The 26,386-nt window shown below is 73.4% G+C and carries 27 protein-coding genes and 1 pseudogene; 12 read left to right on the top strand and 16 right to left on the bottom strand.

Features of this window, described 5'->3' with window-relative positions; genetic code table 11:
- Positions 1 to 60: 60 nt before the first annotated feature.
- The 3 genes from AC3RKB_RS13295 (at position 61) to AC3RKB_RS13285 (ending at position 2,222) form a co-directional block, all read left to right on the top strand.
- Positions 61 to 621, top strand: a complete 561-nt coding sequence (locus tag AC3RKB_RS13295; RefSeq protein ID WP_491436615.1) for a CGNR zinc finger domain-containing protein — start codon at positions 61 to 63, stop codon at positions 619 to 621.
- A gap of 249 nt (positions 622 to 870) precedes the next feature.
- Positions 871 to 2,007, top strand: coding sequence for a M24 family metallopeptidase (locus AC3RKB_RS13290; protein WP_491436614.1), 1,137 nt, complete (start codon positions 871 to 873; stop codon positions 2,005 to 2,007).
- The gene (locus AC3RKB_RS13285; protein ID WP_491436613.1) at positions 2,004 to 2,222 is read left to right on the top strand and encodes a hypothetical protein; all 219 of its coding nucleotides are present in this window, start codon (positions 2,004 to 2,006) and stop codon (positions 2,220 to 2,222) included. Before AC3RKB_RS13290 ends, AC3RKB_RS13285 begins: the two co-directional genes overlap by 4 nt.
- Before the next feature lie 102 nt (positions 2,223 to 2,324).
- On the opposite strand, the gene rpsO is transcribed toward AC3RKB_RS13285, so the two are convergent.
- Positions 2,325 to 2,594, bottom strand: a complete 270-nt coding sequence (gene rpsO / locus AC3RKB_RS13280) for a 30S ribosomal protein S15 (RefSeq protein WP_243556714.1) — start codon at positions 2,592 to 2,594, stop codon at positions 2,325 to 2,327.
- A 190-nt stretch (positions 2,595 to 2,784) separates the two neighbouring features.
- On the opposite strand from rpsO, the gene AC3RKB_RS13275 reads away from it, so the two are divergent.
- The 5 genes from AC3RKB_RS13275 (at position 2,785) to AC3RKB_RS13255 (ending at position 7,141) form a co-directional block, all read left to right on the top strand.
- Entirely contained in the window at positions 2,785 to 3,651 is an 867-nt protein-coding gene (locus tag AC3RKB_RS13275; RefSeq protein WP_491436612.1) for a hypothetical protein, read from the top strand.
- A 201-nt stretch (positions 3,652 to 3,852) separates the two neighbouring features.
- Positions 3,853 to 4,608, top strand: coding sequence for an SDR family NAD(P)-dependent oxidoreductase (locus AC3RKB_RS13270; protein WP_491436611.1), 756 nt, complete (start codon positions 3,853 to 3,855; stop codon positions 4,606 to 4,608).
- A 61-nt stretch (positions 4,609 to 4,669) separates the two neighbouring features.
- Positions 4,670 to 5,041: a DUF488 domain-containing protein gene (locus tag AC3RKB_RS13265; protein WP_491436610.1), complete on the top strand. Its 372-nt coding sequence runs from the start codon at positions 4,670 to 4,672 to the stop codon at positions 5,039 to 5,041.
- Between the two features lie 149 nt (positions 5,042 to 5,190).
- Entirely contained in the window at positions 5,191 to 6,558 is a 1,368-nt protein-coding gene (locus AC3RKB_RS13260) for an HNH endonuclease signature motif containing protein (protein ID WP_491436609.1), read from the top strand.
- A gap of 88 nt (positions 6,559 to 6,646) precedes the next feature.
- Positions 6,647 to 7,141 carry a hypothetical protein gene (locus AC3RKB_RS13255; RefSeq protein WP_491436608.1) on the top strand — a complete coding sequence of 165 codons (495 nt, stop codon included), beginning with the start codon at positions 6,647 to 6,649 and terminating at the stop codon, positions 7,139 to 7,141.
- Positions 7,142 to 7,186: 45 nt separating this feature from the next.
- On the opposite strand, the gene AC3RKB_RS13250 is transcribed toward AC3RKB_RS13255, so the two are convergent.
- From AC3RKB_RS13250 to AC3RKB_RS13240, 3 genes and pseudogenes are all read right to left on the bottom strand, one after another.
- On the bottom strand, positions 7,187 to 7,882 hold the full coding sequence (locus AC3RKB_RS13250) for a zinc-binding dehydrogenase (RefSeq protein WP_491436607.1): 696 nt from the start codon (positions 7,880 to 7,882) through the stop codon (positions 7,187 to 7,189).
- Positions 7,883 to 7,910: 28 nt separating this feature from the next.
- Positions 7,911 to 8,189: pseudogene (locus AC3RKB_RS13245) on the bottom strand (alcohol dehydrogenase catalytic domain-containing protein); the annotation flags it as partial.
- Positions 8,190 to 8,233: 44 nt separating this feature from the next.
- On the bottom strand, positions 8,234 to 9,079 hold the full coding sequence (locus tag AC3RKB_RS13240) for a CPBP family intramembrane glutamic endopeptidase (protein ID WP_491436606.1): 846 nt from the start codon (positions 9,077 to 9,079) through the stop codon (positions 8,234 to 8,236).
- Between the two features lie 126 nt (positions 9,080 to 9,205).
- On the opposite strand from AC3RKB_RS13240, the gene AC3RKB_RS13235 reads away from it, so the two are divergent.
- Positions 9,206 to 10,351, top strand: a complete 1,146-nt coding sequence (locus AC3RKB_RS13235) for a M4 family metallopeptidase (protein WP_491436605.1) — start codon at positions 9,206 to 9,208, stop codon at positions 10,349 to 10,351.
- Positions 10,352 to 10,357: 6 nt separating this feature from the next.
- Here AC3RKB_RS13235 and AC3RKB_RS13230 read toward each other — a convergent pair whose 3' ends face one another.
- Positions 10,358 to 12,637 carry an FdhF/YdeP family oxidoreductase gene (locus AC3RKB_RS13230; RefSeq protein ID WP_491436604.1) on the bottom strand — a complete coding sequence of 760 codons (2,280 nt, stop codon included), beginning with the start codon at positions 12,635 to 12,637 and terminating at the stop codon, positions 10,358 to 10,360.
- Positions 12,634 to 13,503 carry a formate dehydrogenase accessory sulfurtransferase FdhD gene (gene fdhD, locus AC3RKB_RS13225; protein WP_491436603.1) on the bottom strand — a complete coding sequence of 290 codons (870 nt, stop codon included), beginning with the start codon at positions 13,501 to 13,503 and terminating at the stop codon, positions 12,634 to 12,636. The genes AC3RKB_RS13230 and fdhD overlap by 4 nt, the downstream gene beginning before the upstream one ends.
- Before the next feature lie 55 nt (positions 13,504 to 13,558).
- Here fdhD and AC3RKB_RS13220 point away from each other — a divergent pair, with 55 nt between their 5' ends.
- Complete coding sequence (locus AC3RKB_RS13220) at positions 13,559 to 13,915, top strand: protealysin inhibitor emfourin (RefSeq protein ID WP_491436602.1); 357 nt, start codon at positions 13,559 to 13,561, stop codon at positions 13,913 to 13,915.
- Here the strand turns inward: AC3RKB_RS13220 and AC3RKB_RS13215 are convergent.
- The 10 genes from AC3RKB_RS13215 to AC3RKB_RS13170 all read right to left on the bottom strand — a co-directional run bounded on the left by AC3RKB_RS13215 (position 13,902) and on the right by AC3RKB_RS13170 (position 23,787).
- Positions 13,902 to 14,735 (bottom strand): anti-sigma factor, encoded by an 834-nt coding sequence (locus tag AC3RKB_RS13215; RefSeq protein WP_491436601.1) that lies wholly within the window; start codon positions 14,733 to 14,735, stop codon positions 13,902 to 13,904. The genes AC3RKB_RS13220 and AC3RKB_RS13215 overlap by 14 nt on opposite strands.
- Positions 14,716 to 15,285 carry an RNA polymerase sigma factor gene (locus AC3RKB_RS13210; protein ID WP_491436600.1) on the bottom strand — a complete coding sequence of 190 codons (570 nt, stop codon included), beginning with the start codon at positions 15,283 to 15,285 and terminating at the stop codon, positions 14,716 to 14,718. The genes AC3RKB_RS13215 and AC3RKB_RS13210 overlap by 20 nt, the downstream gene beginning before the upstream one ends.
- Before the next feature lie 119 nt (positions 15,286 to 15,404).
- A complete protein-coding gene (locus tag AC3RKB_RS13205; protein ID WP_491436599.1) occupies positions 15,405 to 16,076 on the bottom strand; it encodes a class F sortase in 672 nt (223 codons plus the stop codon).
- Between the two features lie 5 nt (positions 16,077 to 16,081).
- Complete coding sequence (locus AC3RKB_RS13200; RefSeq protein WP_491436598.1) at positions 16,082 to 16,915, bottom strand: DUF4397 domain-containing protein; 834 nt, start codon at positions 16,913 to 16,915, stop codon at positions 16,082 to 16,084.
- Between the two features lie 177 nt (positions 16,916 to 17,092).
- Positions 17,093 to 17,464, bottom strand: coding sequence for an FKBP-type peptidyl-prolyl cis-trans isomerase (locus tag AC3RKB_RS13195; protein WP_465539153.1), 372 nt, complete (start codon positions 17,462 to 17,464; stop codon positions 17,093 to 17,095).
- 243 nt (positions 17,465 to 17,707) lie between these two features.
- Positions 17,708 to 18,112 carry a DUF779 domain-containing protein gene (locus tag AC3RKB_RS13190; protein WP_491436597.1) on the bottom strand — a complete coding sequence of 135 codons (405 nt, stop codon included), beginning with the start codon at positions 18,110 to 18,112 and terminating at the stop codon, positions 17,708 to 17,710.
- Between the two features lie 17 nt (positions 18,113 to 18,129).
- Positions 18,130 to 19,653 (bottom strand): acetaldehyde dehydrogenase ExaC, encoded by a 1,524-nt coding sequence (exaC, locus tag AC3RKB_RS13185; RefSeq protein WP_491436596.1) that lies wholly within the window; start codon positions 19,651 to 19,653, stop codon positions 18,130 to 18,132.
- Positions 19,654 to 19,831: 178 nt separating this feature from the next.
- Complete coding sequence (locus AC3RKB_RS13180) at positions 19,832 to 21,124, bottom strand: GAF domain-containing protein (protein WP_491436595.1); 1,293 nt, start codon at positions 21,122 to 21,124, stop codon at positions 19,832 to 19,834.
- Between the two features lie 80 nt (positions 21,125 to 21,204).
- Positions 21,205 to 22,356, bottom strand: a complete 1,152-nt coding sequence (locus AC3RKB_RS13175) for a PrsW family intramembrane metalloprotease (protein WP_491436594.1) — start codon at positions 22,354 to 22,356, stop codon at positions 21,205 to 21,207.
- Between the two features lie 9 nt (positions 22,357 to 22,365).
- Positions 22,366 to 23,787, bottom strand: coding sequence for an FAD-binding oxidoreductase (locus AC3RKB_RS13170; protein WP_491436593.1), 1,422 nt, complete (start codon positions 23,785 to 23,787; stop codon positions 22,366 to 22,368).
- Positions 23,788 to 23,917: 130 nt separating this feature from the next.
- Between AC3RKB_RS13170 and AC3RKB_RS13165 the strand changes: the two genes are divergently transcribed.
- Complete coding sequence (locus AC3RKB_RS13165; RefSeq protein WP_491436828.1) at positions 23,918 to 25,387, top strand: AlkA N-terminal domain-containing protein; 1,470 nt, start codon at positions 23,918 to 23,920, stop codon at positions 25,385 to 25,387.
- Positions 25,388 to 25,498: 111 nt separating this feature from the next.
- On the top strand, positions 25,499 to 26,374 hold the full coding sequence (locus AC3RKB_RS13160; protein ID WP_491436592.1) for a fumarylacetoacetate hydrolase family protein: 876 nt from the start codon (positions 25,499 to 25,501) through the stop codon (positions 26,372 to 26,374).
- Positions 26,375 to 26,386 lie beyond the last annotated feature (12 nt).

Below are 26,386 nucleotides of genomic sequence, written 5' to 3'. Positions count from 1 at the left end.
CCCGTCATGGGCGAACGACGTTATGCTCGTGACAGTACTCTGCAGGATGTCAGGAGTCAAATGATTTTCACCGATGACACGGTCGCGGCCCTCGGCTTCATGTCGGCGGTCGCCGACACCGTCCCCGACGCGTCCGAATCCGGCGAGGACGAACTCGCCACGACGGCGCAGCTCACGGCAATGCTCGACGCGTGGCGCTTCTCCGGACGACGCGACGGCGACCGTCGCGAGCTCGACGAGGTGCGCGCCATCCGAGACCGCGTCCGCGAGATCTGGACGCTGGAACGCGACGAGATGGCCCAGGTCGTCAACGCCATCCTCGAGGAGACCAACGCGACGCCGAAGCTCATGCGCCACGACGACCTCGACTGGCATATCCACGCGGTCTCGCAGGAGTCCCCGCTCGCCGAGCGCATGCTCGTCGAGGGCGCGATGGCGCTCGTCGACGTCATCCGCGCCGACGAGACCCGCCGGCTCGCGCAGTGCGACGCCGACGACTGCACGGGCGTGTTCGTCGACCTGTCGAAGAACGCCTCGAAGCGCTACTGCAGCGTGCGCTGCGGCAATCGCATGGCCGCGCGGGCGCACCGTGCCCGAGCGGGCGACGCGCCGGCGGCCTGAGCCGAGCCCGCATCGAGCGGCCGCGTCGGCGCAGGGCAACCGCCGTGGCATCCGGCCGGGGCGGATGCCGCGGGTGAACCCCACACCCGCGGCACCCTGTCTTCATCCCCGCGTCCACGGTAGGCAGCGCGCGACGCCCGGCGGCAGGGGGTTGACAGGCCCAAGTGCCCGAACGCCGGTCGACTCGCGCGCTACGGTCCGGTCATCCGCGAATGCGGCACGGCGACGAGGGCGACCCGGGAGGTCGAGATGACGGATGCCATCGGCTCGGAGGAGCCGGTCCCCTTCACGATCGACGACTTCACCGCACGACTGCGGCGCGCGGCGGGCGCCGCCGAGGCCGCCGGCCTGGACGGGCTGCTGGTCACCCCGGGACCCGACCTGCTGTACCTCACCGGCTACGCGCCCGTGGCGATCACCGAGCGGCTCACGCTCCTCGTCGTCCCGGTGGGCGGCGATCCGAGCCTCGTCGTGCCGAAGCTCGAGCGGCCGGATGCCGAGGAGGCCGTCGGCGCCGGCGTGCTGCGCCTGCTCGACTGGACGGACGGCAGCGATCCGTACGCCACCGCCGCACCGCTGCTCGCGTCCGGGCGCTACGCGGTGTCGGACTCGGCGTGGGCGATGCACCTGCTCGGGTTGCAGGGGCTGCGGCCCGAGACGTCGTACGTCGCGATGACGACGGCGCTGCCGATGCTGCGGGCGATCAAGGACGCCGACGAGCTCCGGCGGCTCGCCGCGGCGGGCGCGGCCGCGGACGCCGCGTACGGTGACATCCTGAAGGTCCGGTTCGCAGGCCGCAGCGAGCGCGAGGTCGGCGCCGACCTCGCCGCGCTGCTCATGCGGTTCGGGCACTCGCAGGTCGACTTCACCGTCGTCGGGTCGGGCCCGAACGGCGCCAACCCGCACCACGAGGTCGGCGACCGCATCATCGAGGACGGCGACATGGTGGTCCTCGACTTCGGCGGCCTGAAGCACGGCTACGGCTCGGACACCACGCGGACCGTCCACGTCGGCGAGCCGACCGACGAGGAGCGCCGCGTCCACGACCTCGTCCGGGAGGCCCAGCAGGCGGCGTTCGGGGCCGTCCGCCCCGGCATCGAGTGCCAGGAGGTCGACCGGGTCGCCCGCGCGGTGATCACCGAGGCCGGCTACGGCGAGTACTTCATCCATCGCGTCGGCCACGGCATCGGGCTCACGACCCACGAGCCGCCGTACATGGTCGAGGGCGAGCGGCACCTGCTCGAGCCCGGCATGTGCTTCTCGATCGAGCCCGGGATCTACCTGCCCGGGCGCTTCGGCGTGCGCATCGAGGACATCGTCACCGTCGAGCCCGACGGCGGGCGCCGCCTGAACCGCACGCCGCACGAGATGGCGATCGTGGCATGAACGACGCGAACGAGCCTCGCGTGCGCAGGCCCGCGCTCGTCGCGGTCGGCGTCGTCGTCGCCGTCCTGGGCGTCGTCTTCACGCTCCAGGGGCTCGGATTCCTCGGCGGCAGCCCCATGACCGGCTCGACCCTGTGGGCGATCCTCGGCCCGGTCATCGCACTGCTCGGGATCATCGTCGCCGTGTACGGGTTGCGACGCGGCCACGGGCGCTGATCCCGGACATGACGAAGGCCCCCGGCGGGCTCGTGATGAGCCGGCCGGGGGCCTTCGCAAGAAGTTCGCGGTGTCGATCGAGAGCCGCGTCGGGTACGTCGCTTAGCGGCGCAGCCCGAGACGCTCGATGAGCGCGCGGTAGCGGTTGATGTCGACGTCGGCGAGGTAGCCGAGCAGACGACGACGCTGACCGACGAGGAGCAGGAGGCCACGACGCGAGTGGTGGTCGTGCTTGTGCTCCTTGAGGTGCTCGGTGAGGTCCTTGATCCGCTTGGTGAGGATCGCGATCTGGACCTCGGGGGATCCAGTGTCACCGGGGTGCGTCGCGTACTCTTCGATGATCGCCTTCTTGGTCTCTGCATCCAGTGCCATAGATGGGATCCCCTTCCTTCTCGTTGCGCGCTGCCCGGGGCCGTGTGCCTGGGCTCTCTTGATGCGCGGCCGATTCACGGCAACCTCCATACTCTAGCAGAGCGGATGGCACGGCCCGGACGGACCCCCACTTCGCGGCATACCCTCCACGGGTCGCGCGGGTATAGCCTCCGAACGAGGCGGGTCGGGCATGGCTGGCGACGTGGATCGGTCGGAGCTCGAGGCGCGGGTCTACTCACGCGCCGGGGCCGATGAGCCGCGCGTCGATCGCATCGATCCGCGCACGGGCCGGACCGTCTCCGTCACCGAGAGCGAGTGGCGGCTGCTGCAGTCCGATCCGGGCCGCGCGGTGCGCGCAGCGGGCGCCGAGCCATCCGGAGCATTCGTGTCGGCAGCGGCATCGGCCGCGGCCGAGGCATCCGCGCCCGCGCCGGCCGCGCCATCCGGGGCATCCGCGCCATCCGCGCCATCCGCCGATCGATCGCGGCGATGGCCTCGCGCCCGCGCCTCGGCGCCGGTGGCCGCGCTGATCGGGCTGCTCGCCGGTGCGACACTCGCCGCAGCATGGTCGTGGACCGGAGACGTCGCTGCCAGGCGGCCCGAGGTCCAGGTGCAGATCTCGCCGCGGCCGGTGCTGGGCCTCGAGAGCGCCGCGGGCCTGCCGCGGGGCGACGCGCTCGACGTGTTCCGCGACCCGGATCGCGTGAACGGATCGCTGCCGGGCTGGCTGAACGAGATCTTCCCGGTCACGCGGGTGGCCCAGCTCATCGGGCCCGAGGCGCCGATCCGCGGCGCCGGCGTGTACGCCGCGATGTCGCACGAGGCGATCGCGTGCCTCATCGTGCGCCTCGAGGCCAACGGCATGATCTGGAACTGCACCTCGGTCGAGCGGCTCGTCGGCGACGGGATGTCGCTGCGCACGCCGATCCCGGCGGGACTGGGCGGCGGCCGGGACGGCGACGGCGACGGCATCGCCGGAGACGCGACGCGCTCCGACCTGCTCGTCGTCGAGTGGAACGCGGACGGCACGTTCGAGATCACGCGTTCCCGGGGCTGAGTCGGGCCCGCGGGGTTGCCGCACCACCGCACCGGGCGTAGCGTGCCGAGTGACCCGGGCGGGTGCCGCGCTCCTCATGCACGCGGCATCCGCTCGCCCCCGTCTGCTGCCCTTCGACGCGGCGGTACCTTGTGCCCTACCCGCCCTGCTCCCCCACCCGTAGCGTGCCTTCCAGCCCGTGACGATGAGGAGTGACACGACATGGCTGCATCCAGCGCACGCTTCGAGGGCCGCACGGCGATCGTGACCGGAGCGGGGTCCGGCATCGGCCTCGCCACGGCCCTTCGCCTGGCGGAGGAGGGCGCCCGCGTCGTCGCGAGCGACGTCTCGCAGGAACGGCTCGACGCACTCGTCGCGGACCACCCCGACGCCGGGTTCGTCGCGGTCGCGGGAGACGTCGCGAGCGAGGAGACCGCGCAGGCGCTCGTCGCGGCCGCCGGTGAGCGCGTCGACGTGCTCGTGAACAACGCCGGCATCATGGACGCCTTCCTGCCCGCGGCGGAGGTCGACGACGCCACGTGGGAGCGCGTCATGGCCGTCAACGTGACGGCGATCATGCGGCTGACGAGGGCGGTGCTGCCGCGGATGATCGAGGCGGGCGGCGGCGCGATCGTCAACGTCACGAGCGAGGCCGGCCTGCGCGGCTCGGCGGCGGGCGTCGCCTACACGACGTCGAAGCACGCCGTGATCGGCTACACGAAGAACACGGCGTTCATGTACGCGCCGAAGGGCGTCCGCGTGAATGCCGTCGCGCCGGGGGCCACCGCGACGAACATCGAGGCGCCCTGGAACTCGGAGTGGGCGCAGGGCCGCCTCGGGCCGCTCATGCAGGTGATCATCCCGGGCGTCGCGACGGCCGAGCAGCTGGCGGCCGCGATCACGTGGCTCGCGAGCGACGACTCCGCGAACGTGACCGGCGTCGTGCTGCCCTCCGACGGCGGGTGGTCGGCGATCTGATGGCGAGCCGGATGGCGTGCCGGAAGCGCCCGCGCGGGCGGGACTCGGGCAGGATGGCGGCATGGCGTTCGCGATGAAGCGCGTGTACGACGCGCCCGAGGCATCGGACGGGTACCGCGTGCTCGTCGACCGGCTCTGGCCGCGCGGCGTCTCCAAGGAGCGCGCCGAGCTCGACGAATGGGCCAAGGAGGTCGCGCCCTCCCCCGAGCTCCGCACCGAGTGGCACCACAGCGACGATCCGGGCCGCTTCGACGAGTTCGCCGGGCGCTACAGGTCCGAGCTCGATGCGAACCCGGCGGCCGAGGCGCTGCTCGAGACCGGCCGCGCGCACGAGCGCGTCACGCTCGTGTTCGGGGCGCGCGACGAGAGGGTGAACCACGTGACGGTGCTGCGCGAGTGGCTCGCGGAGCGCGGGGCGGCCGTCGAGGGATGAGGCGAGCGGATGGCGCGGCCGCTGCCGCGCCACCCTCGCCGCCCTCTCCGGGCTCGGGCGCCGAACGCCTGACGGCGTGCGGCAATGAGCGGGTGAACGGCGGTTTCGCGCCTCGATCGGATGTCGGAGGGTCCTGCTTCGATGAGTGCATGCCAGCGATCCTCGACCTCTCGCCCGAAGCGGCGCTCGAGTTCGAGTTGACCGCGATCGCGGCGCTCGAGGGCGTGCTCCGCGGCATCCATGCCGAGCAGTACGAGCGCATCCAGCGCGCCCGGCACCTGGCGGCCGAGGTCGAGGGCGTCTCCGCCTCGAGCACGGCGAACGAGCGCGACCTGGCGACCCGGTCGTTCGTCGCCGAGCTCGCGACGACGCTCGGCCAGCACGAGGCATCCGCGTCGCGACTGCTGACCGAGGCCGAGCGCCTCACCGGGCCGCGCGTCGCGACCCTCGAAGCCCTCGAGGCAGGTGAGCTCGCGCTCACCCAGGTGCGCTCGGTGCTCGAGCTCACCCGCGACCTGCCGGCCGAGGTCGCCGACGCGGTCGAGCGCGTCGCGCTCGACGCGGCGTCGGCCGCCGGGACGCGGGGCGTCGCGTCGACGAACGCCGAGGTGCGCCGGCGCATGCGGCAGGTGCGCGAGCGACTGCACCCCGAACCGCTCGCCGACCGGCGCGCCCGGGCTTCGCTCGAGCGGCGGGTCTGCGTCGAGCCGGCGCCCGACGGCATGGCGTGGCTGAGCCTCTACCTCGAGGCCGAGCGCGCGATCGCGATCGACCACCGGCTCGACGTGCTCGCCGCGCGCGCAGCATCCGGCGACGAGCGCACCGCCGCCCAGCGCGCCGCCGACCTCGCGGCCGACCTGCTCCTCGGCGGCACGCTCGCCGACGACGACCCCACGCGCACCGCCGCCGCGGCCACGGGCGCGGTGCAGCCCTGCATCCTCGTGACGGTGCCGGTGCTCACGTTGCTCGGCCTCGACGACGAGCCCGCCGACCTCGAAGGGTACGGCCCGATCGACGCCGACACCGCGCGCCGCCTCGCGGCGCACGCGCCCTCCATGCGGCGCATCCTCGTGCACCCCGAGATCGGCGCCGCGCTCAGCTACGGCCGCGAGCACTACCGGGCCCCGGCCGACCTCGACGGCTACGTGCGCGTGCGCGACGGCCGCTGCCGCTTCCCCGGTTGCTCGCGCCGCGCCGAACGCGCCGACCTCGACCACACCACCGCCTGGGCCGACGACGGAGTCACTGAGAGCTCGAACCTCGCGGTGCTCTGCCGGCACCATCACCGACTGAAACACGAGAGCGGATGGCGCGTGGCGCAGGAGCCCGGCGGCGTGATGCGGTGGAGCTCCCCCGCGGGTCACGTGCTGCGCACGCTCCCCGAGCGGCCGTTCGTACCGGTCGGTGCGGGCGACGGGATCGGCCTTCCGCCACCTCCCCCGCTCGATCCAGACCACCCGATCGAACACGAGTTCGCCATGCTGATCGAGCAGGAGGCTCAGCCGGCGCCGTTCTGAACTCGAGCCGTTCCGCCGGGGCGACACGGGGCGCCCCCTGCGAGGCTGCCGTCGGGGCCGGGACTGGCGCGCCGGTGGCAGAATCGGGGTGAGCGACTCACGAGATCGCACCGCGATGACCAGCGCCGAACGACCAACCGACGACCGCGACGGCTACCCGCCGCCCGCGCTCACCGCCGCCGTCCTCGCACTCATCGCCGTCGTGCTCGCGGTGTGGGCGGTGGCCGCGATCGGCGAGATCTCAGCCCGAGCGTCCGCGTCGTTCACGCCGGTCGAGGCGTCCGTCGTCGACGAGCACACCGACGAGCGGTTGGTCGCCGACCGGCGCGGCAGCCGCCCGGAGCTGTTCCGCATCGTGACCGTGGAACTCGCCGACGGCACCCGCGCCGACCTGCGCAGCGACGCGCTCCCGGTCGGCGTCACCGCGACGGTCTACCGCAGCGACGACGGCGCGGTGTTCGAGACTCCGTCCCCGCCGCCCGGCCCGCTGGAATGGAGTCTGAGCGCGGCACTCGCCTCGGCCGCGGTCGTGCTCGCGTTCGCGGCGGTGCGCGGCGCACGGCGGCTGCGTGCACCGACCTGAGTCCGTTCGCGAGTCCGGCCGCGGGGTCGAGTCAGCCGGAACAGCTCACGGCGCGATCACGAGCTTGCCCCGCACCGTCCCCGCGCCGATGCGCGCGAGCGCCTCGGGCACCCGCTCGAGCGGCAGCACCTCCTCGACCACGGGCGTGACGGCACCGGATGCCACGAGCGCGCCGAGCTCGTCGAGTCCGCCGTTCGGCTGCCCTGCGAGCAGCCGCAGCGTGCCTCCCTCGTCGTCGGGGCGTCCGCCGGTAGCGGCCACGGCCCCGATCGTGCGCGTCGAACCGCCCACGACGACGAGCCGGCCGCCGGGTCGCAGGGCCCCGCGGTAGGTCGAGCGCGAGCGGGTGGCGACGAGGTCGACGATCACGTCGTAGGCCGCAGCATCCGTGAACGGATCGGCCGCGGCATCGTCAGCGTCGACGACGCGGGAAGCACCGAGCTCGCGTAGCAGGTCGAGCTTGGCCGCACGGTCGACCCCGACGACTTCAGCCCCGAGGTGCCGCGCAAGCTGGACGGCGAACGTGCCCGCACCGCCGCCCGCGCCGACGACGAGCACCCGCTCCCCCGCCCGGACCCGTCCGACGTCGACGAGCGCCTGCCACGCGAGCCCGCCCGCCTGCGGCACCGCGGCCGCGATCACCGGATCGAGTCCGGCGGTGAGCGAGCGGAGCGCCGTGGCATCCACCGCGGCGAACTCGGCGAAGCCGCCCCAACCCGCGGAAGAGACGTCGCCCCACACCAGGTCGCCGACCGCGAACGACGCGACGCCCTCGCCGTGCCCGACGCCCTTCGCCGTGCCCGACGCCCTCGCCGAGCCCCACGACCTCGCCGACGAGGTCGGCGCCGAGCACCGGGTGCGCCGGGCGCAGGAGCCCCGCGATCCGGGCGTACCACGGCCGGCCGCGCAGCAGGTCCCAGTCCCACGAGTTGACCGACGACGCCCGCACGCGCACCAGTGCCTGGCCGGCCCGCGGCACGGGCACCGGCGCCTCGACGAGCCGCAACCGCTCCGGCCCGCCGTACCGGTCGTACCGCACGGCCCGCATGCGCGCCGGCCGGCCCGTGCCATCCGTCATCTGCTGCCCGCCCGTCACCCGCCCGGGACCAGCGGGAAGATCGCCGGCCACCCGTTGTGCGCGTACACGATCACCATGAACACGACCGCGTCGAAGATGAGGTGCACGACGAGCACGTACGTGAGCGACTTGGTGAGCTTGAACGTGTAGCCCTGGATCAGCGCGAACGGGATGGTGAGCAGCGGCCCCCACGCCTGGTAGCCGAGCTCCCAGAGGAACGACACGAACACGATCGACTGCAGCAGGTTCGCCTGCCACGTCGGGAAGTGCCGGCGCAGCAGCGCGAACACCGTGCAGATGAAGAACAGCTCGTCCCACGTGCCGACCGCGTTGACGCCGACGAAGAGGCGCGCGATCTCGCTGGGCTCGGTCACGGTCGGCCAGTTCTGGTACACGCCCGAGGTGATGAAGTAAAACGGCAGGATGAGCCATCCGGCGAACGTCACGCCGATGAGGTACCACCACTGCGTGCGCGTCCAGCGGCGGCCGGTGCGCCACGGGAACCGGATGACGCGGTCGCCGTAGACGTACCGCGAGATGGCGTACGGCACCACCACCGCGAGGCCCAGCACGAGGGCGAACCGCACCATGGCCGGGAACGAGATGTCGGCCTCGAGCGGCATCGTCGAGATGATCACCTGGCCGATCGCGATGAGCGCCAGGTCGGGCAGGAGGCGCTCGGTGCGCCCCGAACGATCGACGAGCCACGCGATCACGAGCCCGACGGCGAGCACCGCGTAGCCGGCGAGGTTCTGCATGAACCCGAAGAGCAGGATCGCCGCCGAGCACACGAGCACCGCGGGCACGAGGGCGATCGGGTGCGTGCGCACCTCGTACTGGGCGGGAGCGATCACGGGCACGCCACCAGCCTGCCATGCGGGCCGGTTGATGCGGCGGATGTCGCGGCGGACTCGGAGCCGACGCTCGGAGCCGACTCGCGCCGGCGACCGCCCGAGCCTGTCGGCGGCGCATGACACGATCGACGCATGACCCGGATGCCGCCGGCCGCCGCCGCACGAGAACGCCCGCCGACCCACGGCATCGTCCCGCCCTGGCTGCTGCGGCGCGTCGCCAAGGCGACCGGTCACTACGACGTCGCGGCCGACGCGGCGCGCCGGTCGCTGCTCCGCGACCGTCCGCTCCGCGACCTCCGGGCCGAGGGCTCGCACCCCCCGCTCGTCGCGCACGAACCCGAGCGCGAGCGGTGGCCGTCGCCGCGTCCCGACGCGGCGGGCGCCGAGCCCGGTATCGCCGCCCCCGCCGCCGCTCCCGACCGCCGCATCTCCGACGCCGAGCACCTCGAGACGCTGCCCGGCCGGCTCGTGCGCCGCGAGGGCGAGCCCGACACGGGCGACGTCCCGGTCGACCAGGCGTACGACGGACTCGGCGAGGTGTTCCGGCTCTTCCACCGCGCGTACGGCCGCGACGCGATCGACGACGGCGGCGCCTCCCTCGAGGCGACCGTGCACTTCGGCGACCGGTACGACAACGCCTTCTGGGACGGCGAGCGCATGGTGTTCGGCGACGGCGACGGCGAGGTCTTCCGCGGGTTCACGCACTCGCTCAGCGTCGTCGGGCACGAGCTCACCCACGGGGTCACCGAGGCGACCGCGCGGCTGCGCTACCGCGACCAGTCGGGCGCGCTCAACGAGCACGTGTCCGACGTGTTCGGCGCGCTCGTCGAGCAGTACGCGATGGGGCAAGATGCCGAGGCCGCGAGTTGGCTCATCGGCGAGGGCGTGTTCACCGACCTCGTGCAGGGCCGCGCGCTGCGGTCGCTGATCGAACCGGGCACCGCCTACGACGACGACGTGCTCGGCCGCGACCCGCAGCCCGGGCACCTGCGCGACTACGTGCACACGAGCGACGACAACGGCGGCGTGCACCTGAACTCGGGCATCCCCAACCGCGCGTTCGCGCTCGCAGCCGTCGAGCTCGGGGGCTTCGCGTGGGAGCACGCGGGCCGCGTCTGGTACGACACGCTCACCGACGGCGTGCTCGGCCCCGACGACGGGTTCGCGGTGTTCGCCTCGGCGACGCTCGCGGCCGCGACGGCGCGCTTCGGCGCGACCTCGCGCGAGGCCAGGGCGGTGGCGAGCGGATGGCGCGCCGTGGGCCTCGACCCCGACTGACCAGGCTCAGCCCACCCGCTCGAGCCGCACGATGACCGCTTTCGACACGGGCGTGTTGCTGCCGATCGCGGTGCTGCCGAGCGGCACCAGCACGTTCGCTTCGGGGAAGTAGGCCGCCGCGCAGCCGCGCGCCGTCGGGTAGGCGACGACGCGCTGCCCGCGCAGCACCCGGTCGGGCTCCCCCGCCCACTCGCTCACGACGTCGACGCGATCGCCGTCGGCGAGCCCGCGCTCGGCGAGGTCGTCGGGGTGCACGAACACGACGTCGCGGCCCTTCCGGATGCCGCGGTAGCGGTCGTTCAGGCTGTACACGGTGGTGTTGAACTGGTCGTGCGAGCGCAGGGTCTGCAGGATGAGGCGCCCGGGCGGCACCTCGATCGGCTCCAGCGCGCTGACCGAGAACTGCGCGCGGCCGGTCGCGGTCGCCCAGGTCCGGGAGTCCCTCGGCCCGTTCGGCAGCACGAACCCGTACGTGCCCCGGATGTCGTCGTTGAATCGCTCGAAGCCGGGCACGACGCGACTGATGTGGTCGCGGATGACGTCGTAGTCCGCGGTCATGCCCTCCCAGTCGATCGCGACGCGGTCGCCGAGCGTCGCCCGCGCGATGCCCGCGACGATCGCGACCTCGCTGCGCAGGTCGTCGCCGACGGGCGGGACGCTGCCGTGGGACGCGTGCACCGCGCACACGGTGTCCTCGACGGACACGAACTGCGCACCCGTCTGCTGCACGTCGATCTCGGTGCGCCCCAGCGCAGGCAGGATGAGGGCCTCCTCGCCGGTCACGACGTGCGAGCGGTTGAGCTTGGTGGAGATCTGCACCGTCAGCGACGCGCCGCGCATGGCCTCCTCGGCGGCGAGCGTGTCGGAGATCGCGCCGACGAAGTTGCCGCCGAGCGCGACGAAGACCTTCACCCGGCCCTGCTGCAGGGCCCGCAGGGTGCCGACCGCGTCGAGGCCGTGCGCGCGAGGCGGCTCGAAGGAGAACTCCCGGCCGAGGGCGTCGAGGAACGACTCGGGCATCATCTCCCAGATGCCCATGGTGCGGTCGCCCTGCACGTTGCTGTGCCCTCGGATCGGCGACGCGCCGGCACCCGGCTTGCCGATGTTCCCCCTCAGGAGCAGGAGGTTGATCACCTCCTTGATCGTGTCGACCGCCTTGCGCTGCTGCGTGAGCCCCATCGCCCAGGTGACGATCACCCGTTCGGCGGCGATATACCGGGCGGCGAGATCGTCGATCTCCTCCACGGTGAGCCCGGTCGCCTCGAGCACCGCCTCCTCGTCGAGGTCGGCGAGGTGCGCGGCGAACGCGTCGAACCCCGCGGTGTGCTCGGCGAGGAACGCGTGGTCGAGCACCGCTCCGGGAGCGGTGGCCTCGGCATCGAGGACGCGCCGGGAGACGGCCTGCAGCAGGGCGAGGTCGCCGCCCGAGCGGATCTGGAGCAGGCGGTCGGCGATCGCCGTGCCACGCCCGATGATCCCCCGCACCTTCTGCGGGTTCTTGTAGCGGATGAGCCCGGCTTCGGGGAGCGGGTTCACGGCGACGATCGAGCCGCCGCCGCGCTTGGTCTCCTCGAGCGCGCTGAGCATGCGCGGATGGTTCGTGCCCGGGTTCTGCCCCATCACGATCACGAGGTCGGCCTTGCCCACGTCGGCGTAGGTGATCGTCGACTTACCGACGCCGACGACCTCGTTCATCGCCGTGCCCGTGGACTCGTGGCACATGTTCGAGCAGTCGGGCAGGTTGTTCGTGCCGAACGCGCGCACGAACAGCTGGTAGAGGAACGCGGTCTCGTTCGCGGTGCGCCCGCTCGTGTAGAACGCGGCCTCGTCGGGCGAGGCGAGCGCGTTGAGCCGCTCGCCGATGATCTCGAAGGCGCGCTCCCAGCTGATCGGCTCGTACCGGTCGGCGCCGGCGGCCTTGTACACCGGCTCCACGAGCCGGCCCTGTTGCCCGAGCCAGTACTCGGTGGCATCCTGCAGCGACGAGAGCGGATGGCTCGCCCAGAACTCGCGCGGCACGGTGAGCGGCGTCGCCTCCCAGGTGATCGCCTTCGCGCCGTTCTCGCAGAACTCGAGCTGGTTGCGGTGCCCCGGATCGGGCCACGCGCAGCTCATGCAGTCGAAGCCGTCGTCCTGGTTCACGTCGAGCAGGAGGCGGGCGGCGCGAGCCGGGCCCAGCTTGCGGATGGTCGATTCCAGCGTCCGGACGATCGCCTCGGGCCCGACCGCCTCGTGCTTGGGCGGGCCGACCACGAGGTCGGGGTACTCGCCGTGCTCGGGGGTCACGCCGTCACCTCCCGGGCGGTCGCGAACGCCGCGACGGCCTCGCATGCCCGGAGGCGGTGATCGCCCGAATAGACGACCATCGAGCCGCCGCGCACGAACCCGGCGAGCGTGAGGCCGACCTCGTTCGCGAGGTCGACGGCGAGCGACGACGGCGCCGAGACCGACGCGACCACGGGGATCCCTGCCATGGACGCCTTCTGCGCGAGCTCGAAGCCCGCCCTCCCGGAGAGCACGAGCGCGGTGCCGGCGAGCGGCAGGCGGCCCTCGCGGACGGCCCAGCCGACGACCTTGTCGACGGCGTTGTGCCGGCCGACGTCCTCGCGGACCACGAGCACCTCGTCGCGCGCGACGTCGACGAGCGCGGCGGCGTGCAGCCCGCCCGTGCGCTCGAAGACGGGTTGCGCCTCGCGCATGCGGTCGGGCAGGCCGGCGAGCCATCGGGGGTCGACCTCGACCGGGTCGTCGGCGACCGGATGGACCGAACGCGTGCGCACCGCGTCGATCGAGTCCTTCCCGCACGCGCCGCACGCGCTCGTCATCGTGAGCGCGTGCCGTGCACCGACGGGCACGACGACGCCGGGGGCGACGGCCACGTCGATCACGTTGAACTCGCCCGACCCCGCCGGCTCGCCCGCGCAGTGCCGCGCCCCGAGCACGTCGTCGCGGCCGCGCACCACGCCCTCCGAGACGAGCAGGCCGAGCGCGAGCTCGACGTCGTGGCCCGGCGTGCGCATCGTCACGGCGAGCGCGCGTCCGCCGACGCGAACCTCGAGCGGCTCCTCGGCGGTCAGCTCGTCCTCTCGCCGCGAGACGCGCTCGCCGAACGTGTATCGGGTGACGCGTCGGCGCGCCGTGATCCGGGCCATGCCCGCCATCCTCTCATCGGCAGCTCCCGCGGAGGACGGGAGTAGCATCGGCGGCATGGACGTCGAGGTCGTGCGCAGCGGCGGGATCGCCGGGCTGCGGCTCTCGTGGACGGTCAACGTCGAGGACCAGCCCGACCCCGAGGAATGGGTGCTGCTCATCGAGCGGCTCCCGTGGAGCGAGACGCCGCCCGCACCGCTGGAGCCCGACCGCTACACGTACCGCATCCGCTGCGAGCCGCACGAGGCCACGCTCGCCGAGCGACAGGTGACGGGCCCGTGGCGCGACCTCGTCGACCGGGTGCGGGATGTCGCGGAGCCCGAGCGCGCTCCGTCGCGGCCCGCCAACGGCCGACGCCCGGCGCCGGCGCCGCCCGACCGCGACGAGGACCGCCCCGGACTCAGGTCGCGCTGAGCTCGCCGCGCACGATCGAGTCACCCGAGTGAGCCGGGTCGCCGTCGACCGGTTCGGCGGAGACGTCGACGAGGGTGAACTCGGCGAGGTCGATGCCCGCCGGCACGACGAACCGGCCCGAGTCGCCGTCGAGCAGGCCGAGGCTCACGAGCCCCGAGGCATCCGAGCGGATGAGCCAGACCTCGCGCACGTCGCCCTCGGGCACCGCGGCGTCGAGGTCGACGACGATCGAGCGGACGCCGTCGGCGTCCTCCTCGACCGACGCGTGGCCCGTCGCGTCGTCCCACCCGGGGAACGCCGCGAGGTCGGCGCTCGCGAGCACGACCGATGGCGCCGGCGTCGGTGCGTCGTCGCCGCCGAGGCCGCCGATCGCGGCGCCGATGGCGACGCCGGCGAGGATGCCGCCGACGGCCGCCGCCGCGGCGACCGGCCACCAGGCGCGGCGGCGCGACCCGAGGTCGACGACGGGGCGCGGCTCGGGAGCCGTCACCGGTGTCGCTGCGCGCGGCGCGGTGGCCGGCGGCGCGGTGGCCGGCGGCGCGGCGACCGGATGATCGGCGGCCGCGTGCCCGGCGAACGGGTCCGCCGCCAGCTCGGGCGTGAGGCCGAGCTCGCGGTGGATGCCCGCCCACACCGGCGCGGGCGGCGGCTCGAGTTCGCCCTCGTCGACGCCGCCGCGTCCGAGCGCGACCGTGCGGGCGAGCGCATCGTACTCGGCGAGGCACTCCGCGCACTCGGCGAGGTGGGCGCGGACCGCGTCGTCGGGCTCCCGCCCGTCGAGCGCGAGCACGGCGAGCTCGTCAGGCTCGATGTGGTCCATCATCCACCTCCCATCGTGCGCGCAGCCTGGCCAGGCTGCGTCGGACATGGCTCTTCACGGTGCCGATCGGTATGCCGAGCGCGTCGGCGATCTGCGAGTGGCTGAGCTGGTCGTAGAACGCGAGCTGCATCACCCGCCGCGGCACGGGCTCGAGGCGTTCGAGTTCCTCGGCCACCATGACGCGCTCGGCGAGGTCGTCGTCGGCGGCGGCGGGCACGGCGGAGGCCTCGGACACGAGCGTCTCCTCGAGGCGCCGGGTGCGCGCCCGCGCCTCGTGCGCGTCGGCGATGCGATGCCGCGTGATGCCGACGAGCCACGCGCTGAGCGTCGACCGCGCGAGGTCGAACGTGCTCCGTCCGCGCCATGCGGAGATGTAGACCTGCTGGGTGACGTCCTCGGCGTCGGTGCGATCGCCGAGCGATCGCAGCGCGAGGCGGAACACCAGCGGCGACCATCGCACGTACGCCTCCCGGAGCGCGCGCTCGTCGCCGGCGGCGAACTCGCGCGCGAGCGCGTGGTCGTCGATCTCGGCGAAGGAGGTCGTGGTCACCGCGCGACGCTCACCCCTTCGCGGACCGATCCGGATCCCCCCGACGGCGGAAGCCGGCGCGGGTGGTGCGGCAACGGTCGCCTGCGGCACCGGCATCAGCATATCCACGCTCCATCCGGTCAGCCGAGCGGCGCGGCCGTCACGACGAGGTTGGACAGGTAGCGGCGGTTCTCGTAGTCGAACTCGCCGCCGCAGGTCACGAGCGTCAGGCGAGGCGCGCCCGATCGGTCGAAGGCGGCGTCCCAGTCGACGTCGGCCTTCTCGATGACCTGGAGCGACTGCACGGCGTACGCGTGACGAGTGCCCGCGGCATCCGTCACGACCACCTCGGTCCCCGGTGCGGCGTCGCGCAGCCGGGCGAACGGGAGCAGGTCGTAGGTGAGCGAGTCGACGTGCGCCGCGATCACCGTGGAGCCCGACTCGCTCGCGGGCGCCGGTCCCCACTGGTACCAGGCCGCGATCGCCGGGTCGTCGAACAGTCCCATGCGGCCCTGCGCGTCGAGGCCGACGGGCTGCACGCTCACGTCGATCCCGAGCGCCGGGATCTCGAGGCGGGTGGGCGCCGGGGGCGCGACCGGCTGGTCCTCCAGGGCGGTCGACTGCCGCGGGATGTCGGGCACGGCGACCGGCGGCGCGAACGCGGCCGGGCGTGAGACCTCCTGCGGCGGGTCGGATGCCGCCGCGCCGCCGATCCCCTGCGGCGACGCGGCGCACCCGGCCATCAGGCCGACCACGGCGGAGGCCGCGACCAGGGACCCGAACACCCCGGTCGCGACCTCCTTCTCCCCCATACGGATCAGCGCTCCGCCTTCGCCGTCACGACCTTGCGGACGACGGCGGCCATGAGCGCGATCGCTGCGAGCGCGGCGAGGCCGATGGCGGCCCACGAGCGCATCTGCTGCTCGGGCGAGTTCGTCGCCACGAGCCCCGCGGCACCCGCGGGAACGCCGTCGGGGCTGGAGTGCATGCCCGTCACGTTCTGCACTGCCAGCGCGAGGTTCTCGTCCTCGAGGCTGCCCCAGGCGTACACGATGGTGAGCGCACCCTCGGAGACGGTCACGTCGGCCGGTCCGATGACGGGCTCGGTCGTGCCGGTCGCGGCGACCGCCGCGGAGACGGTGCCGGGCGGGAGGTCGAGCGTCTGCTCGTCGGGGTTGGCCAGGTTCGTGACGACCGCCTGGCCGCCGGCGAGCACGTCCACGGGGGGCGCAGCCGCCGTGTGGCGCACCGTCAACCGGCCCTGACCTGCGGGAATGTCCGACACGTCGTTGGTGAACAGCGTCGCCGTCGGGTTGCCCTCGGCGTCGAGGTGGGCCACGGCCGTGTAGTTCCCACCGGCCTCGAGCGGCAGGTCGACCGGGCCGATCGCGGGCGACGACGCGTCCGCGGCATCCGCTGCGGTGATCGCGACCGTGTAGGTGCCCGCGGGCAGTTCGAGCGGGCCGGCGAGGTCGCCCGGTACGAAGTCGTCGAGCTTCAGCTCGTCGTTGACGTAGACGTCCACGGTGAGGTCGGGAACGCCGTGGAGCACGGAGAGCATCGCCGGGTTCTCGGACGCGGTGGCCGGTGCGACGGCGCCGAGCGCGACGAGCGCGCCCGCCCCGATCCCGGCGATCAGGATCTTCTTCATGGTTCCCTCCAGGTCGGCCCCGCGAGGCGGGGCGGCGAGTTTGCCTGTCACCACCTACTTCCGGAGGACCTCACGGATCGGATGCACATGAATGGAGATTTCTTCCGCGAACATGACGGAGGCCGGTGGACCCAGCGGGTCCACCGGCCTCCGGTGCGATGCGGATGCCGCGGCGCGTCAGCTCACGCCGAGCAGGTCGATCACGAAGATCAGGGTCTTGCCCGAGAGCTGGTGGCCGCCGCCGGCCGGGCCGTACGCCTTCTGCGGCGGGACGGTGAGCTTGCGGCGCCCGCCGACCTTCATGCCGGGGATGCCCTCCTGCCAGCCGGCGATGAGCGCCTGCAGCGGGAAGTTGATGGACTGGCCGCGGCTCCACGACGAGTCGAACTCCTCGCCGGTCTCGTACTCGACGCCGAGGTAGTGCACGTCGACCGTCGAGCCGGGCGTCGCCTCGGCACCGTCGCCAACGACGATGTCCTCGATGACGAGGTCGGCGGGGGCCGGACCCTCGGGAGCGTCGACCTCGGGCTTGCTGTTGGTGTCAGTCATGGGCTCCATCCAAACGGAAGACGGCCGCGCCGGACAAGCGTCCACCCGGGGCTTGCGCCAACGGCGAACATCTTGCAGTCTGAAGCCCTAAAGACTCGTCGCCCCGTAGAGATGTCGGCATTGCCACACCACAGGGCGGCGAGTTTTTTCGTGTGCGGGCGACCCCTGGGGAGCCGCACGCCGCGAGAAAACGGGGGCAGGCAGGCGTTCCGCCGCCCCGTGGTGCGGGGTCTCGGTGGCGGCTCACTCCTCCATGAGCCGGGATCGGATGAGGAATCGGAGGCCCTCCGGCGCCTCGAGCGAGAAGCCGCTCCCCCGGCCGGGCACGACGTCGACCGTGAGGTGCGTGTGCCGCCAGTACCGGAACTGCTCGGCCGACATCCAGAACGGCACGACCCGGCCTGAGCCGAGGTCGAGCTCGCCGAGCAGCACGTCGGCCGAGCTCGTGGCGAACTCGCCGGCCGGGTAGCACATGGGGGCACTGCCGTCGCAGCATCCGCCGGACTGGTGGAACATGAGCGGACCGTGCGTCGCCCACAGGGTCGCGAGCAGGACGCTCGCCGCGGGCGTGAGCTCCACCCGCGGCGAGACGTCGCCCTCGATCGTGACGGACGCGACCACGTGGCCGGCCAGCTCGTCGATCGACATGGCGTGCACCATCCGGATCAGAAGAACCCGAGCGGGTTCTCGCTGTAGCTGACGAGGAGGTTCTTCGTCTGCTGGTAGTGCGCGAGGGCCTGCTTGTTGTTCTCGCGTCCGATGCCGGATGACTTGTAGCCGCCGAAGGCCGCACCCGCGGGGTAGGCGTGGTAGTTGTTCACCCACACGCGGCCGGCCTGGATGTCGCGACCCGCGCGGTACGCCTCGTTGCCGTTGCGGCTCCACACGCCCGCGCCCAGGCCGTACAGCGTGTCGTTGGCGATGCGGATCGCGTCGTCGTAGTCGCGGAAGCTCGTGACCGCGACGACCGGACCGAAGATCTCCTCCTGGAAGAGGCGCATGCGGTTCTCGCCCTCGAAGATCGTCGGCGCGACGTAGTAGCCCTCGCTGAGGTCGCCGCCGAGGTCGACGCGCTCGCCGCCGAGCAGCAGCCTCGCGCCCTCCTTCTTGCCGATGTCGATGTAGCTCAGGATCTTCTCCAGCTGATCGTTCGAGGCCTGCGCACCCACCTGCGTCTCGGTGTCGAGCGGGTTGCCCTGGCGGGCGAGCTTGGTGCGCTCGATCGCGTCGTCGAGGAACGTGTCGTAGATCGACTTCTGGATGAGCGACCGGCTCGGGCAGGTGCAGACCTCGCCCTGGTTGAACGCGAACAGGCTGAAGCCCTCGAGCGCCTTGTCGTAGAACGAGTCGCGCCGGTCGGCGACCGACTCGAACACGATGTTCGGGCTCTTGCCGCCGAGCTCGACGGTCGAGGGGATGATGTTGTTCGACGCGTACTGCAGGATGAGCCGGCCCGTCGTGGTCTCGCCCGTGAACGCGATCTTGCGGATGCGGTTCGAGGACGCGAGCGGCTTGCCCGCCTCGACGCCGAAGCCGTTGACGACGTTGAGCACGCCGGCCGGCAGCAGGTCGGCGATGAGCTCGACGAGCACCAGGATCGACACGGGCGTCTGCTCGGCGGGCTTCAGCACCACCGCGTTGCCCGCGGCGAGCGCCGGCGCCAGCTTCCAGACGGCCATGAGCAGCGGGAAGTTCCACGGGATGATCTGGCCGACCACGCCGAGCGGCTCGTCGAAGTGGTACGCGACGGTGTCCTCGTCGAGCTGCGTGAAGCTGCCCTCCTGCGCCCGGATGAGGCTCGCGAAGTAGCGGAAGTGATCGCTCGCGAGCGGCAGGTCGGCGTTCAGCGGCTCGCGGATCGACTTGCCGTTGTCCCACGTCTCGGCGACGGCGAGCAGTTCGCGGTTGGCGTCGATCCGGTCGGCGATCGCGTTCAGGATGGCGGCGCGGTGCGCGGCGCTCGTGCGGCCCCACGCGGGCGCGGCCTTGTGCGCCGCGTCGAGCGCGGCGTCGATGTCGGCGGCGGTGCCTCGGGCGACCTCCGTGAACGGCTTGCCGTTGACGGGCGAGATGTCCTCGAAGTAGGCGCCGCCGGCGGGCTTCACCCACTCGCCGCCGATGAAGTGGTCGTAGCGCGGCTTGAACTCGATCAGTGCGCCGGCGGTGCCGGGCGCGGCGTACACGGTCATCGTGTCTCCTCGTGACGTCGTCGTCATGCCCTCGGAGTGGGGCGGTCGCCACGCTAGGCGCGGGGGCGTTGCGCCCGAGTTGCCCGGGGGTTGCAGGAGCGTTGCAGTGGTCGCGGCCGGGTTTCGAGACGCGCGCTGGGCGCGCTCCTCAACCAGCGCGCTCCTCAACCCTCACTCGTCAGCGCAGAGCCGCCTCGATGCGCTCGAGGTGCGCCACGACCGACGCACGCCGAGGCGACCGCGGCGGGAGGATCTCGAGCAGCGCGCGCCAGAGTGCCGCGTCGTAGCGATGCTCGTCGCGTTCGGCGAACTCGAGCAGCAGCTCGGGGGTCGCGTCGGCGAGCATCGACTCGCGGAGTCGGCCTGCGAGCTCGTCGCGCAGCTCGACGATGCCCGGCGCGGTCGATGCGGGCAGCAGCGAGCCGGGGTACTCGGCGAGGGCCTTGCGCAGCGATCCCTGACCGAGCAGGCGGAGGACCCGGGCGGCATCGACGTCGAGGCCGCGACCCAGCTGGTACGGCTTGGACTCCAGCGGCGGCTCGCCGGCGGCGTCGAGCACGCGGCGGAGGCGGGCGATCTCGGCGCGGAGCGTGACGGGTGAGGCGTCGCCCTCGTAGACGAGGCTCGCGAACCGCTCGGCGCCGATGCCGCGCGGGTTCCACGCGAGCAACGTCAGGATCTCGGCGTGCCGGGGGCTGAGCTCGTGGGCGCCGAGCCGGGGCCGCCGCTCGCCGAGGACCGTGAGCGGCGTGCGCTCAGCCACGGCGGGCACGGCGCGCATGCGCGAGCGACGGATGGTGGCGCGCACCGCCGTCTCGAGGCTCGCGATGCGCAGCTCGGCCTCGACCGCGGCGACGGTCGCCGAGACGAGCGAGAGCGCGTGCGGCGCGACGGCGAGGTCGGTGCCCGTGATGTCGATGACGCCGAGCAGCGCGCCCGTCGCGGGATCGTGCACGGGCGCGGCGGTGCAGCTCCACGGGTGCACGATGCGGTTGTAGTGCTCGGCGCCGCGGATCTGCACGGCGCGGTCGAGCTCGAGCGCCGTGCCGGGCGCGCTCGTGCCGATGCGCCCCTCCGACCAGTCGGCGCCCGCGACGAAGAGCATGTCCTCGGCTCGGCGGCGCAGGTGCGGATCGCCCTCGACCCACAGCAGCCGGCCCTGGGCGTCGCCGACGGCGACGACGAGCCCCGCGTCATCCGCCCCGTCGACGAGCAAGCGCCGGATGACGGGCATGACGGGCGCGAGCGCGTGCGAGGCGCGGTACTCGCGGAACGCCCCGTCGTCGAGCTCGAAGGCGGGCAGTGCACGCTCGGGGTCGATGGCGCCGCGGATGGCGCGTTCCCACGACTCCCGGACGACCGGGCGCAGGCTCAACGGCACGACCCCGGTCGCGAGCGCATCCTCCTGGGCGCGCAGCAGCCGGTCGCGCAGGTCGTTCGACCCGCTGCCCAGCGGTTCCTGGCTCGGCATGCGCACGCCGTCTCCGATCGCCCTCGATTCCGGATGCCGCAAGCATAGACCGGCTCCCGGGAGGTCGGCCGATTCGCGGCTCAGGCCGAGATCGCGCGGCGGTCGCGCGTGACCGCGTCGAGCAGCACGCGCTCGTCCTCGAGGCGGCGCACGTCGGCGCGGCCGGTGGCGAGCGCGTTGCGCGTGAAGGCCAGTCGCGTGGCATCCGCGATGAAGCGCCTGACCTGGTCGGTGCGCGGCGGCCGCTGCGACTTCGCCCAGTTCAGCGCGGCCCGCCGCCCCGACGGCGTCGACAGCCCCTCGACCTCGTCGGCGTTGAACCATCCTGCCGCGGCGTACTCGGCCAGGCGCGTGCGCGTGACGCGCTGCTCCTCGCGCCGGAGGAACACCGTGAGCAGGATGGCGCCGATGAAGATCGGCACCTGCACCGTGAAGTAGAGCAGGAATGCGTCGGCGAACGCGAGCGAGCCGTTCCAGAAGGCGTGCAGCAGGATGGCGGCGACGAGCCCGGCGAGGAACCAGCCGATGAGGCCGCGTCCGCCGTTGCGGGCCGCGAACCCGATCGCGATGCCCGTGCACGCCGTGAAGAGCACGTGCGCGAACGGCGAGAAGATGCCGCGCACGAGGAAGGTCATGCCGAGCTCGCCCGCGCCGCCCTCGATCAGCGCGACGCCGAAGTAGAGGATGTTCTCGGTGAACGCGAAGCCGGCGGCGACCGTCGCGGCGTAGACCAGCCCGTCGACCGGTCCGTCGAAGTGCGAGCGCGAGAACGCGTAGATCAGCAGGACGCCGACGCCCTTGGCCACCTCCTCGACGATCGGCGCCTGCACGACCGCGCCCATCACCTCGCTGCGGGTCACACCCTCAGGGCTCGTGAGCGCGGTGAAGAGCTGCACGCCGAGGTCGACGACGAGCGCGATCGCGACCGAGACCGCGGCGCCCCACAGGAACGCGAACCACAGCGCCCAGCGCGGCTCGGGCTCCCACCGGTCCACCCAGCGCACCGCGAGCAGGACGACCGCGAGCGGCACGAGCGCGAGCAGCGTGCCGGTCGTCACGACCGAGAGGCCGAGCGCGACCGCGAGGTAGCCGAGCACGACCAGGCCGACGAGCAGCGCGATGGCGAACGCGACGATCCGGCCGACCCCGGCCCCCGGTCGGGGCGGCGCGGCGGGCTGCCATGCGGGCAGGTACGGCTGGGGTTCGGGGGCGGGCGGCGGCGTGAGGCTCACGCCCGCAGCCTAGCGAGCGGCGGCGTCATCGGCGCCGTGCCTCGCGGGCTCGAACATCACGCCCGGATTGAGGATGCCCCGCGGGTCGAAGACCCGCTTGATGCGGCGCTGCAGCTCGACCGAGACGTCGCCGACCTCCTCGGCGAGCCAGCGGCGCTTGAGCAGCCCGACGCCGTGCTCGCCGGTGAGGGTGCCGCCGAGCCGCACGCCGGTGCGGAACAGCTCGTCGGCCGCCGCCCAGATGCGCTCGGGCACCTCGTCGCCCTCGAACACGAAGTTCGGGTGCAGGTTGCCGTCGCCGGCGTGCGCGAGCGTGGGGATCTCGACGCCGTACCGCGCGCCGATCTCGGCGATCGCGCGGAACATCTCGGGCAGCCGCGAGCGCGGCACGGCGACGTCCTCGATGAGCACGTTGCCGCGCGCGGCGAGCGCCGGGTGCATGGCGCGCCGGATGTCGAGCAGGCGCTCGCCCGTCGCCGCATCCGTCGACCGGGTCACGCGCCCGCCCGCCGCCTCGAACACCCGCGCGATCGTCTCGGCCTCGTGGGCGGCGTCGCCCGCGTCGCACTGCGCCAGGAGGAACGTCTCGCCCGGGGCGAAGTCGGCCAGCGGCGTCCCGGCCAGCGACGCGGCGCCGAGGTGCTCGGCGACCCTGGCCAGCCCGACCGGGTCGATGAGCTCGAGCAGCGCGGGGCGGATGCGCGCGGCCGCGACGCCGCCGACCGCGGCGCCCGCGGCCTCCACGTCGGGGAACGCGGCGGCGACGGTGTGCGTCTCGCCGCGCACGAGCGGCCGCAGCCGCACGGTCGCCTCGACGATGACGGCGAGGGTGCCCTCGGAGCCGGTCAGCAGTGCCGTGAGGTCGTAGCCGGTGACGCCCTTCACCGTGCGGTGTCCCGTGCGCAGCAGCGTGCCGTCGGCGAGCACGGCGACCAGGCCCAGCACCGACTCGCGCGTGACGCCGTACTTCGCGCACAGCAGGCCGCCGGCGTTGGTGGCGATGTTCCCGCCGATCGAGGAGATCGCGCGGCTCGCCGGATCGGGCGCGAACCAGAGCCCGCGCTCGCGCGCGACCCGGTCGAGGTCGCCGTTGAGCACGCCGGCCTCGACGACGGCGAGTTCGTCGACCTCGGAGATCTCGAGGATGCGGTTCATGCGCGAGAGGTCGAGCACGATGGATCCTTCGCTCGAGATCGCGCCGCCCGCGAGTCCGGTGCCGGCGCCGCGCGGCACGACGGGCGTGCCGGCGGCGCTCGCGGTGCGCAGGACCCCCTGCACGTCGGCGACGGAGGCCGCGTGCACGACCGCGAGCGGCGGATGCGCGCTCCGCCACCCCGAGCGGTCCTCGCGCACGGCGTCCATCGCGGGACCGTCGACGACGAGCCGGTCGCCGAGGAGGGAGGTGAGCTGGTCGAGCACGTCGTGGCGCATGCCGCCAGCGTACCGGCGCAGCCATGTCCGATTTCCGCTACCGAACGTCGGTGCCGCATGCGACGCTGGAGAGGTGACCACGACCGCAGACCCGCTCGCCGATCCGGCCTTCGCCGAACGCTATCGCGCGATGCTCGCGCGCGACGCCCGCTTCGACGGGCAGTTCATCACCGGCGTGCACTCGACGGGCATCTACTGTCGGCCGAGCTGTCCGGCCGCACCGCCGAAGCCGACGAACGTGACGTTCTACCGCACGGCCGCTGCGGCGCACGAGGCCGGTCTGCGCGCGTGCAAGCGCTGCCTCCCCGACGCCGTGCCGGGCTCGCCCGAGTGGGACCTCGACGACGACCTCGCCGCCCGCGCGATGCGGCTCATCGCCGACGGCGTCGTCGAACGCGAGGGCGTGCCCGGCCTCGCCGGACGGCTCGGATACACCCCGCGCCACCTGACCCGCGTGCTCGCGTCCGAGCTCGGCGCGGGCCCGCTCGCCCTCGCCCGGGCGCACCGCGCGCAGACCGCCCGCGCGCTGCTCACGTCGACCTCGATGCGCGTGGCCGACGTCGCGTTCGCGTCGGGCTTCGGCAGCATTCGCCAGTTCAACGACACTATCCGCGCCGTCTACGAGCGCAGCCCGCTCGAGCTTCGCGCGACCTCGCGCGGGCGGTCGGCGAGGTCGACGCGGTCGGCGCCGTCGGTGCCGGATGTCGCGGCCGACGCCGTACCCGACGCCGGCGTGGTGCGGCTCCGCCTGCCCGCACGCCCCCCGTTCGACGCCGCCGGCGTCTTCGCGTGGCTCGCCGACCGCGCGCTTGCGGGCGTCGAGGAGGCCGGCGTCGACCGGTACGAGCGCACCCTCGCGCTGCCGACCGGCCCCGCGCTCGTGCGGCTCGCGGCGGCGCCCGACTCCCCCGCGCTCGACGTCGAGGCGCGGCTGTCGAGCCTCGCCGACCTCGCGCCGCTCGTGGCCCGGGTCCGGCGGCTCTTCGACCTCGACGCCGACGCCGTCGCGATCGACGCCGCGCTCGCGGCCGATCCTGCGCTGGCGCCGTCGGTGGCCGCGGTGCCGGGCATCCGCATGCCCGGCACGCTCGACCCGCACGAGCTCGTCGTCCGGGCCCTGATCGGCCAGCAGGTGTCGGTGGCCTCCGCCCGCACCGCGCTCACCCGGCTCGCGGCCGAGCTCGGCGACCGCGGCGGGTTCGACGGCCGCACCCGGACGCTGTTCCCGACGCCCGAGGCGATCGCCGCGGAGGGCGCCGGCGTGCTGCGCGGGCCGACGGCGCGCATCCGCACGATCGTCGACGTGTGCGCCCGGCTCGCCGCGGGCGAGCTCGTCGTCGCGCCCGAACGCGAGCGCGCGGAGCTCCGAGCCGACCTGCTCGCCGTGCCCGGCATCGGGCCCTGGACCGCGGGCTACCTCGCGATGCGCGTCACGCGCGAACCCGACGAGCTGCTCGTGTCCGACCTGGCGCTCCGCAACGGCGCGGCGCGACTCGGCCTGCCCGGCGAGGCGAAGGCGCTCGCCGCGCGCGGCGAGGCGTGGGCGCCGTGGCGCAGCTACGCCTCGATGCACCTGTGGCGCGCCGCGGCATCCGCCTGACCGTCTCGTACGCCCGCGTCGCTCACCCTTGTCGCCTGCGGGGAGCGTTCCGCCGGTTTCGTTGTACGCCTCGCACAGCGCCCGGCCCGGAGCGCCCGATAGCCTAGACGGGTGAAGTTCGCACACCTCCGAGTCGAAGGCCAGACGACCCCACGACTCGCGGCGGTGATCGGCGACGACGCGATCTTCCTCGACGAGGTGATGGGCGATGCGCCCGCCGACCTGCAGTGCCTCATCGAACGCGGGCCCGACGCGCTGGCCGACGTGCGCGCCGCCGTCGACGCGGCGGTCGCGAGCGGCGGGCCGGCGACCCCGGTCGCGACGCTCCGCCACGCCTCCGCGGTGCTGCGCCCCGCCCAGGTGCTCGCGATCGGCGCGAACTACGCCGCGCACGCCTCCGAGCTGAAGCTGCGCTCCGAGTCCGCCATGACGATCTTCTCGCTCTGGCCGAACTCGCTCACCGGGCACGGCATGACCACGACCTGGGCCGGCGACGTCGCGACCCAGGTCGACTACGAGGCCGAGCTCGGCGTCATCATCGGCCGCCCCGCGAAGGACGTGCCCGTGCGCGACGCCCTCGACTACGTGTGGGGCTACACGGTGGTCAACGACATCACGGCCCGCGACATCCAGTTCAGCGAGGCCCAGTGGTCTCGCTGCAAGTCGTTCGACGGGTTCACGCCCACCGGCCCGGTCGTCGTCACGGCCGACGAGGTCGCCGACCCGCAGGACCTGTGGCTCACGACCAACGTCGACGGCCACATCCTGCAGGACGCCTCGACGAACGAGATGGTGCGCAGCGTCGCCGAGATCGTCTCGTACCTCTCGAAGACCGCCACGCTGCCGGCCGGCACGCTCATCTCGACCGGCAGCCCTGGCGGCGCGGGCTACTCGCGCAACCCGCAGGTGTTCCTGCACGACGGCTCGACCGTCACCGTCACGATCGAGGGAATCGGCTCGCTGACGACGCACTGCCGCGTGGTCTGACCGCCCGCGCGC

The organism is Agromyces capsici (assembly GCF_058349965.1).
This window is presented reverse-complemented; position numbering and strand designations above follow the sequence as displayed.

Coding starts and splice junctions, on each gene's coding strand:
- AC3RKB_RS13170 (WP_491436593.1), bottom strand. CDS start 23,787: ATGCGCCACGACGTGCTCGACCAGCTCACCTCCCTCCTCGGCGACCGG.
- AC3RKB_RS13190 (WP_491436597.1), bottom strand. CDS start 18,112: ATGTCGATCGACGAGCTGGCCGGCCACGTGGTCGCGTCCGTCACGATC.
- AC3RKB_RS13295 (WP_491436615.1), top strand. CDS start 61: ATGATTTTCACCGATGACACGGTCGCGGCCCTCGGCTTCATGTCGGCG.
- AC3RKB_RS13270 (WP_491436611.1), top strand. CDS start 3,853: ATGGCTGCATCCAGCGCACGCTTCGAGGGCCGCACGGCGATCGTGACC.
- AC3RKB_RS13180 (WP_491436595.1), bottom strand. CDS start 21,124: ATGCCGAGCCAGGAACCGCTGGGCAGCGGGTCGAACGACCTGCGCGAC.
- AC3RKB_RS13265 (WP_491436610.1), top strand. CDS start 4,670: ATGGCGTTCGCGATGAAGCGCGTGTACGACGCGCCCGAGGCATCGGAC.
- AC3RKB_RS13285 (WP_491436613.1), top strand. CDS start 2,004: ATGAACGACGCGAACGAGCCTCGCGTGCGCAGGCCCGCGCTCGTCGCG.
- AC3RKB_RS13260 (WP_491436609.1), top strand. CDS start 5,191: ATGCCAGCGATCCTCGACCTCTCGCCCGAAGCGGCGCTCGAGTTCGAG.
- AC3RKB_RS13200 (WP_491436598.1), bottom strand. CDS start 16,915: ATGAAGAAGATCCTGATCGCCGGGATCGGGGCGGGCGCGCTCGTCGCG.
- AC3RKB_RS13195 (WP_465539153.1), bottom strand. CDS start 17,464: ATGACTGACACCAACAGCAAGCCCGAGGTCGACGCTCCCGAGGGTCCG.
- AC3RKB_RS13205 (WP_491436599.1), bottom strand. CDS start 16,076: ATGGGGGAGAAGGAGGTCGCGACCGGGGTGTTCGGGTCCCTGGTCGCG.
- AC3RKB_RS13275 (WP_491436612.1), top strand. CDS start 2,785: ATGGCTGGCGACGTGGATCGGTCGGAGCTCGAGGCGCGGGTCTACTCA.
- AC3RKB_RS13220 (WP_491436602.1), top strand. CDS start 13,559: ATGGACGTCGAGGTCGTGCGCAGCGGCGGGATCGCCGGGCTGCGGCTC.
- fdhD (WP_491436603.1), bottom strand. CDS start 13,503: ATGGCCCGGATCACGGCGCGCCGACGCGTCACCCGATACACGTTCGGC.
- AC3RKB_RS13235 (WP_491436605.1), top strand. CDS start 9,206: ATGACCCGGATGCCGCCGGCCGCCGCCGCACGAGAACGCCCGCCGACC.
- rpsO (WP_243556714.1), bottom strand. CDS start 2,594: ATGGCACTGGATGCAGAGACCAAGAAGGCGATCATCGAAGAGTACGCG.
- exaC (WP_491436596.1), bottom strand. CDS start 19,653: ATGACCGTGTACGCCGCGCCCGGCACCGCCGGCGCACTGATCGAGTTC.
- AC3RKB_RS13215 (WP_491436601.1), bottom strand. CDS start 14,735: ATGGACCACATCGAGCCTGACGAGCTCGCCGTGCTCGCGCTCGACGGG.
- AC3RKB_RS13165 (WP_491436828.1), top strand. CDS start 23,918: ATGCTCGCGCGCGACGCCCGCTTCGACGGGCAGTTCATCACCGGCGTG.
- AC3RKB_RS13290 (WP_491436614.1), top strand. CDS start 871: ATGACGGATGCCATCGGCTCGGAGGAGCCGGTCCCCTTCACGATCGAC.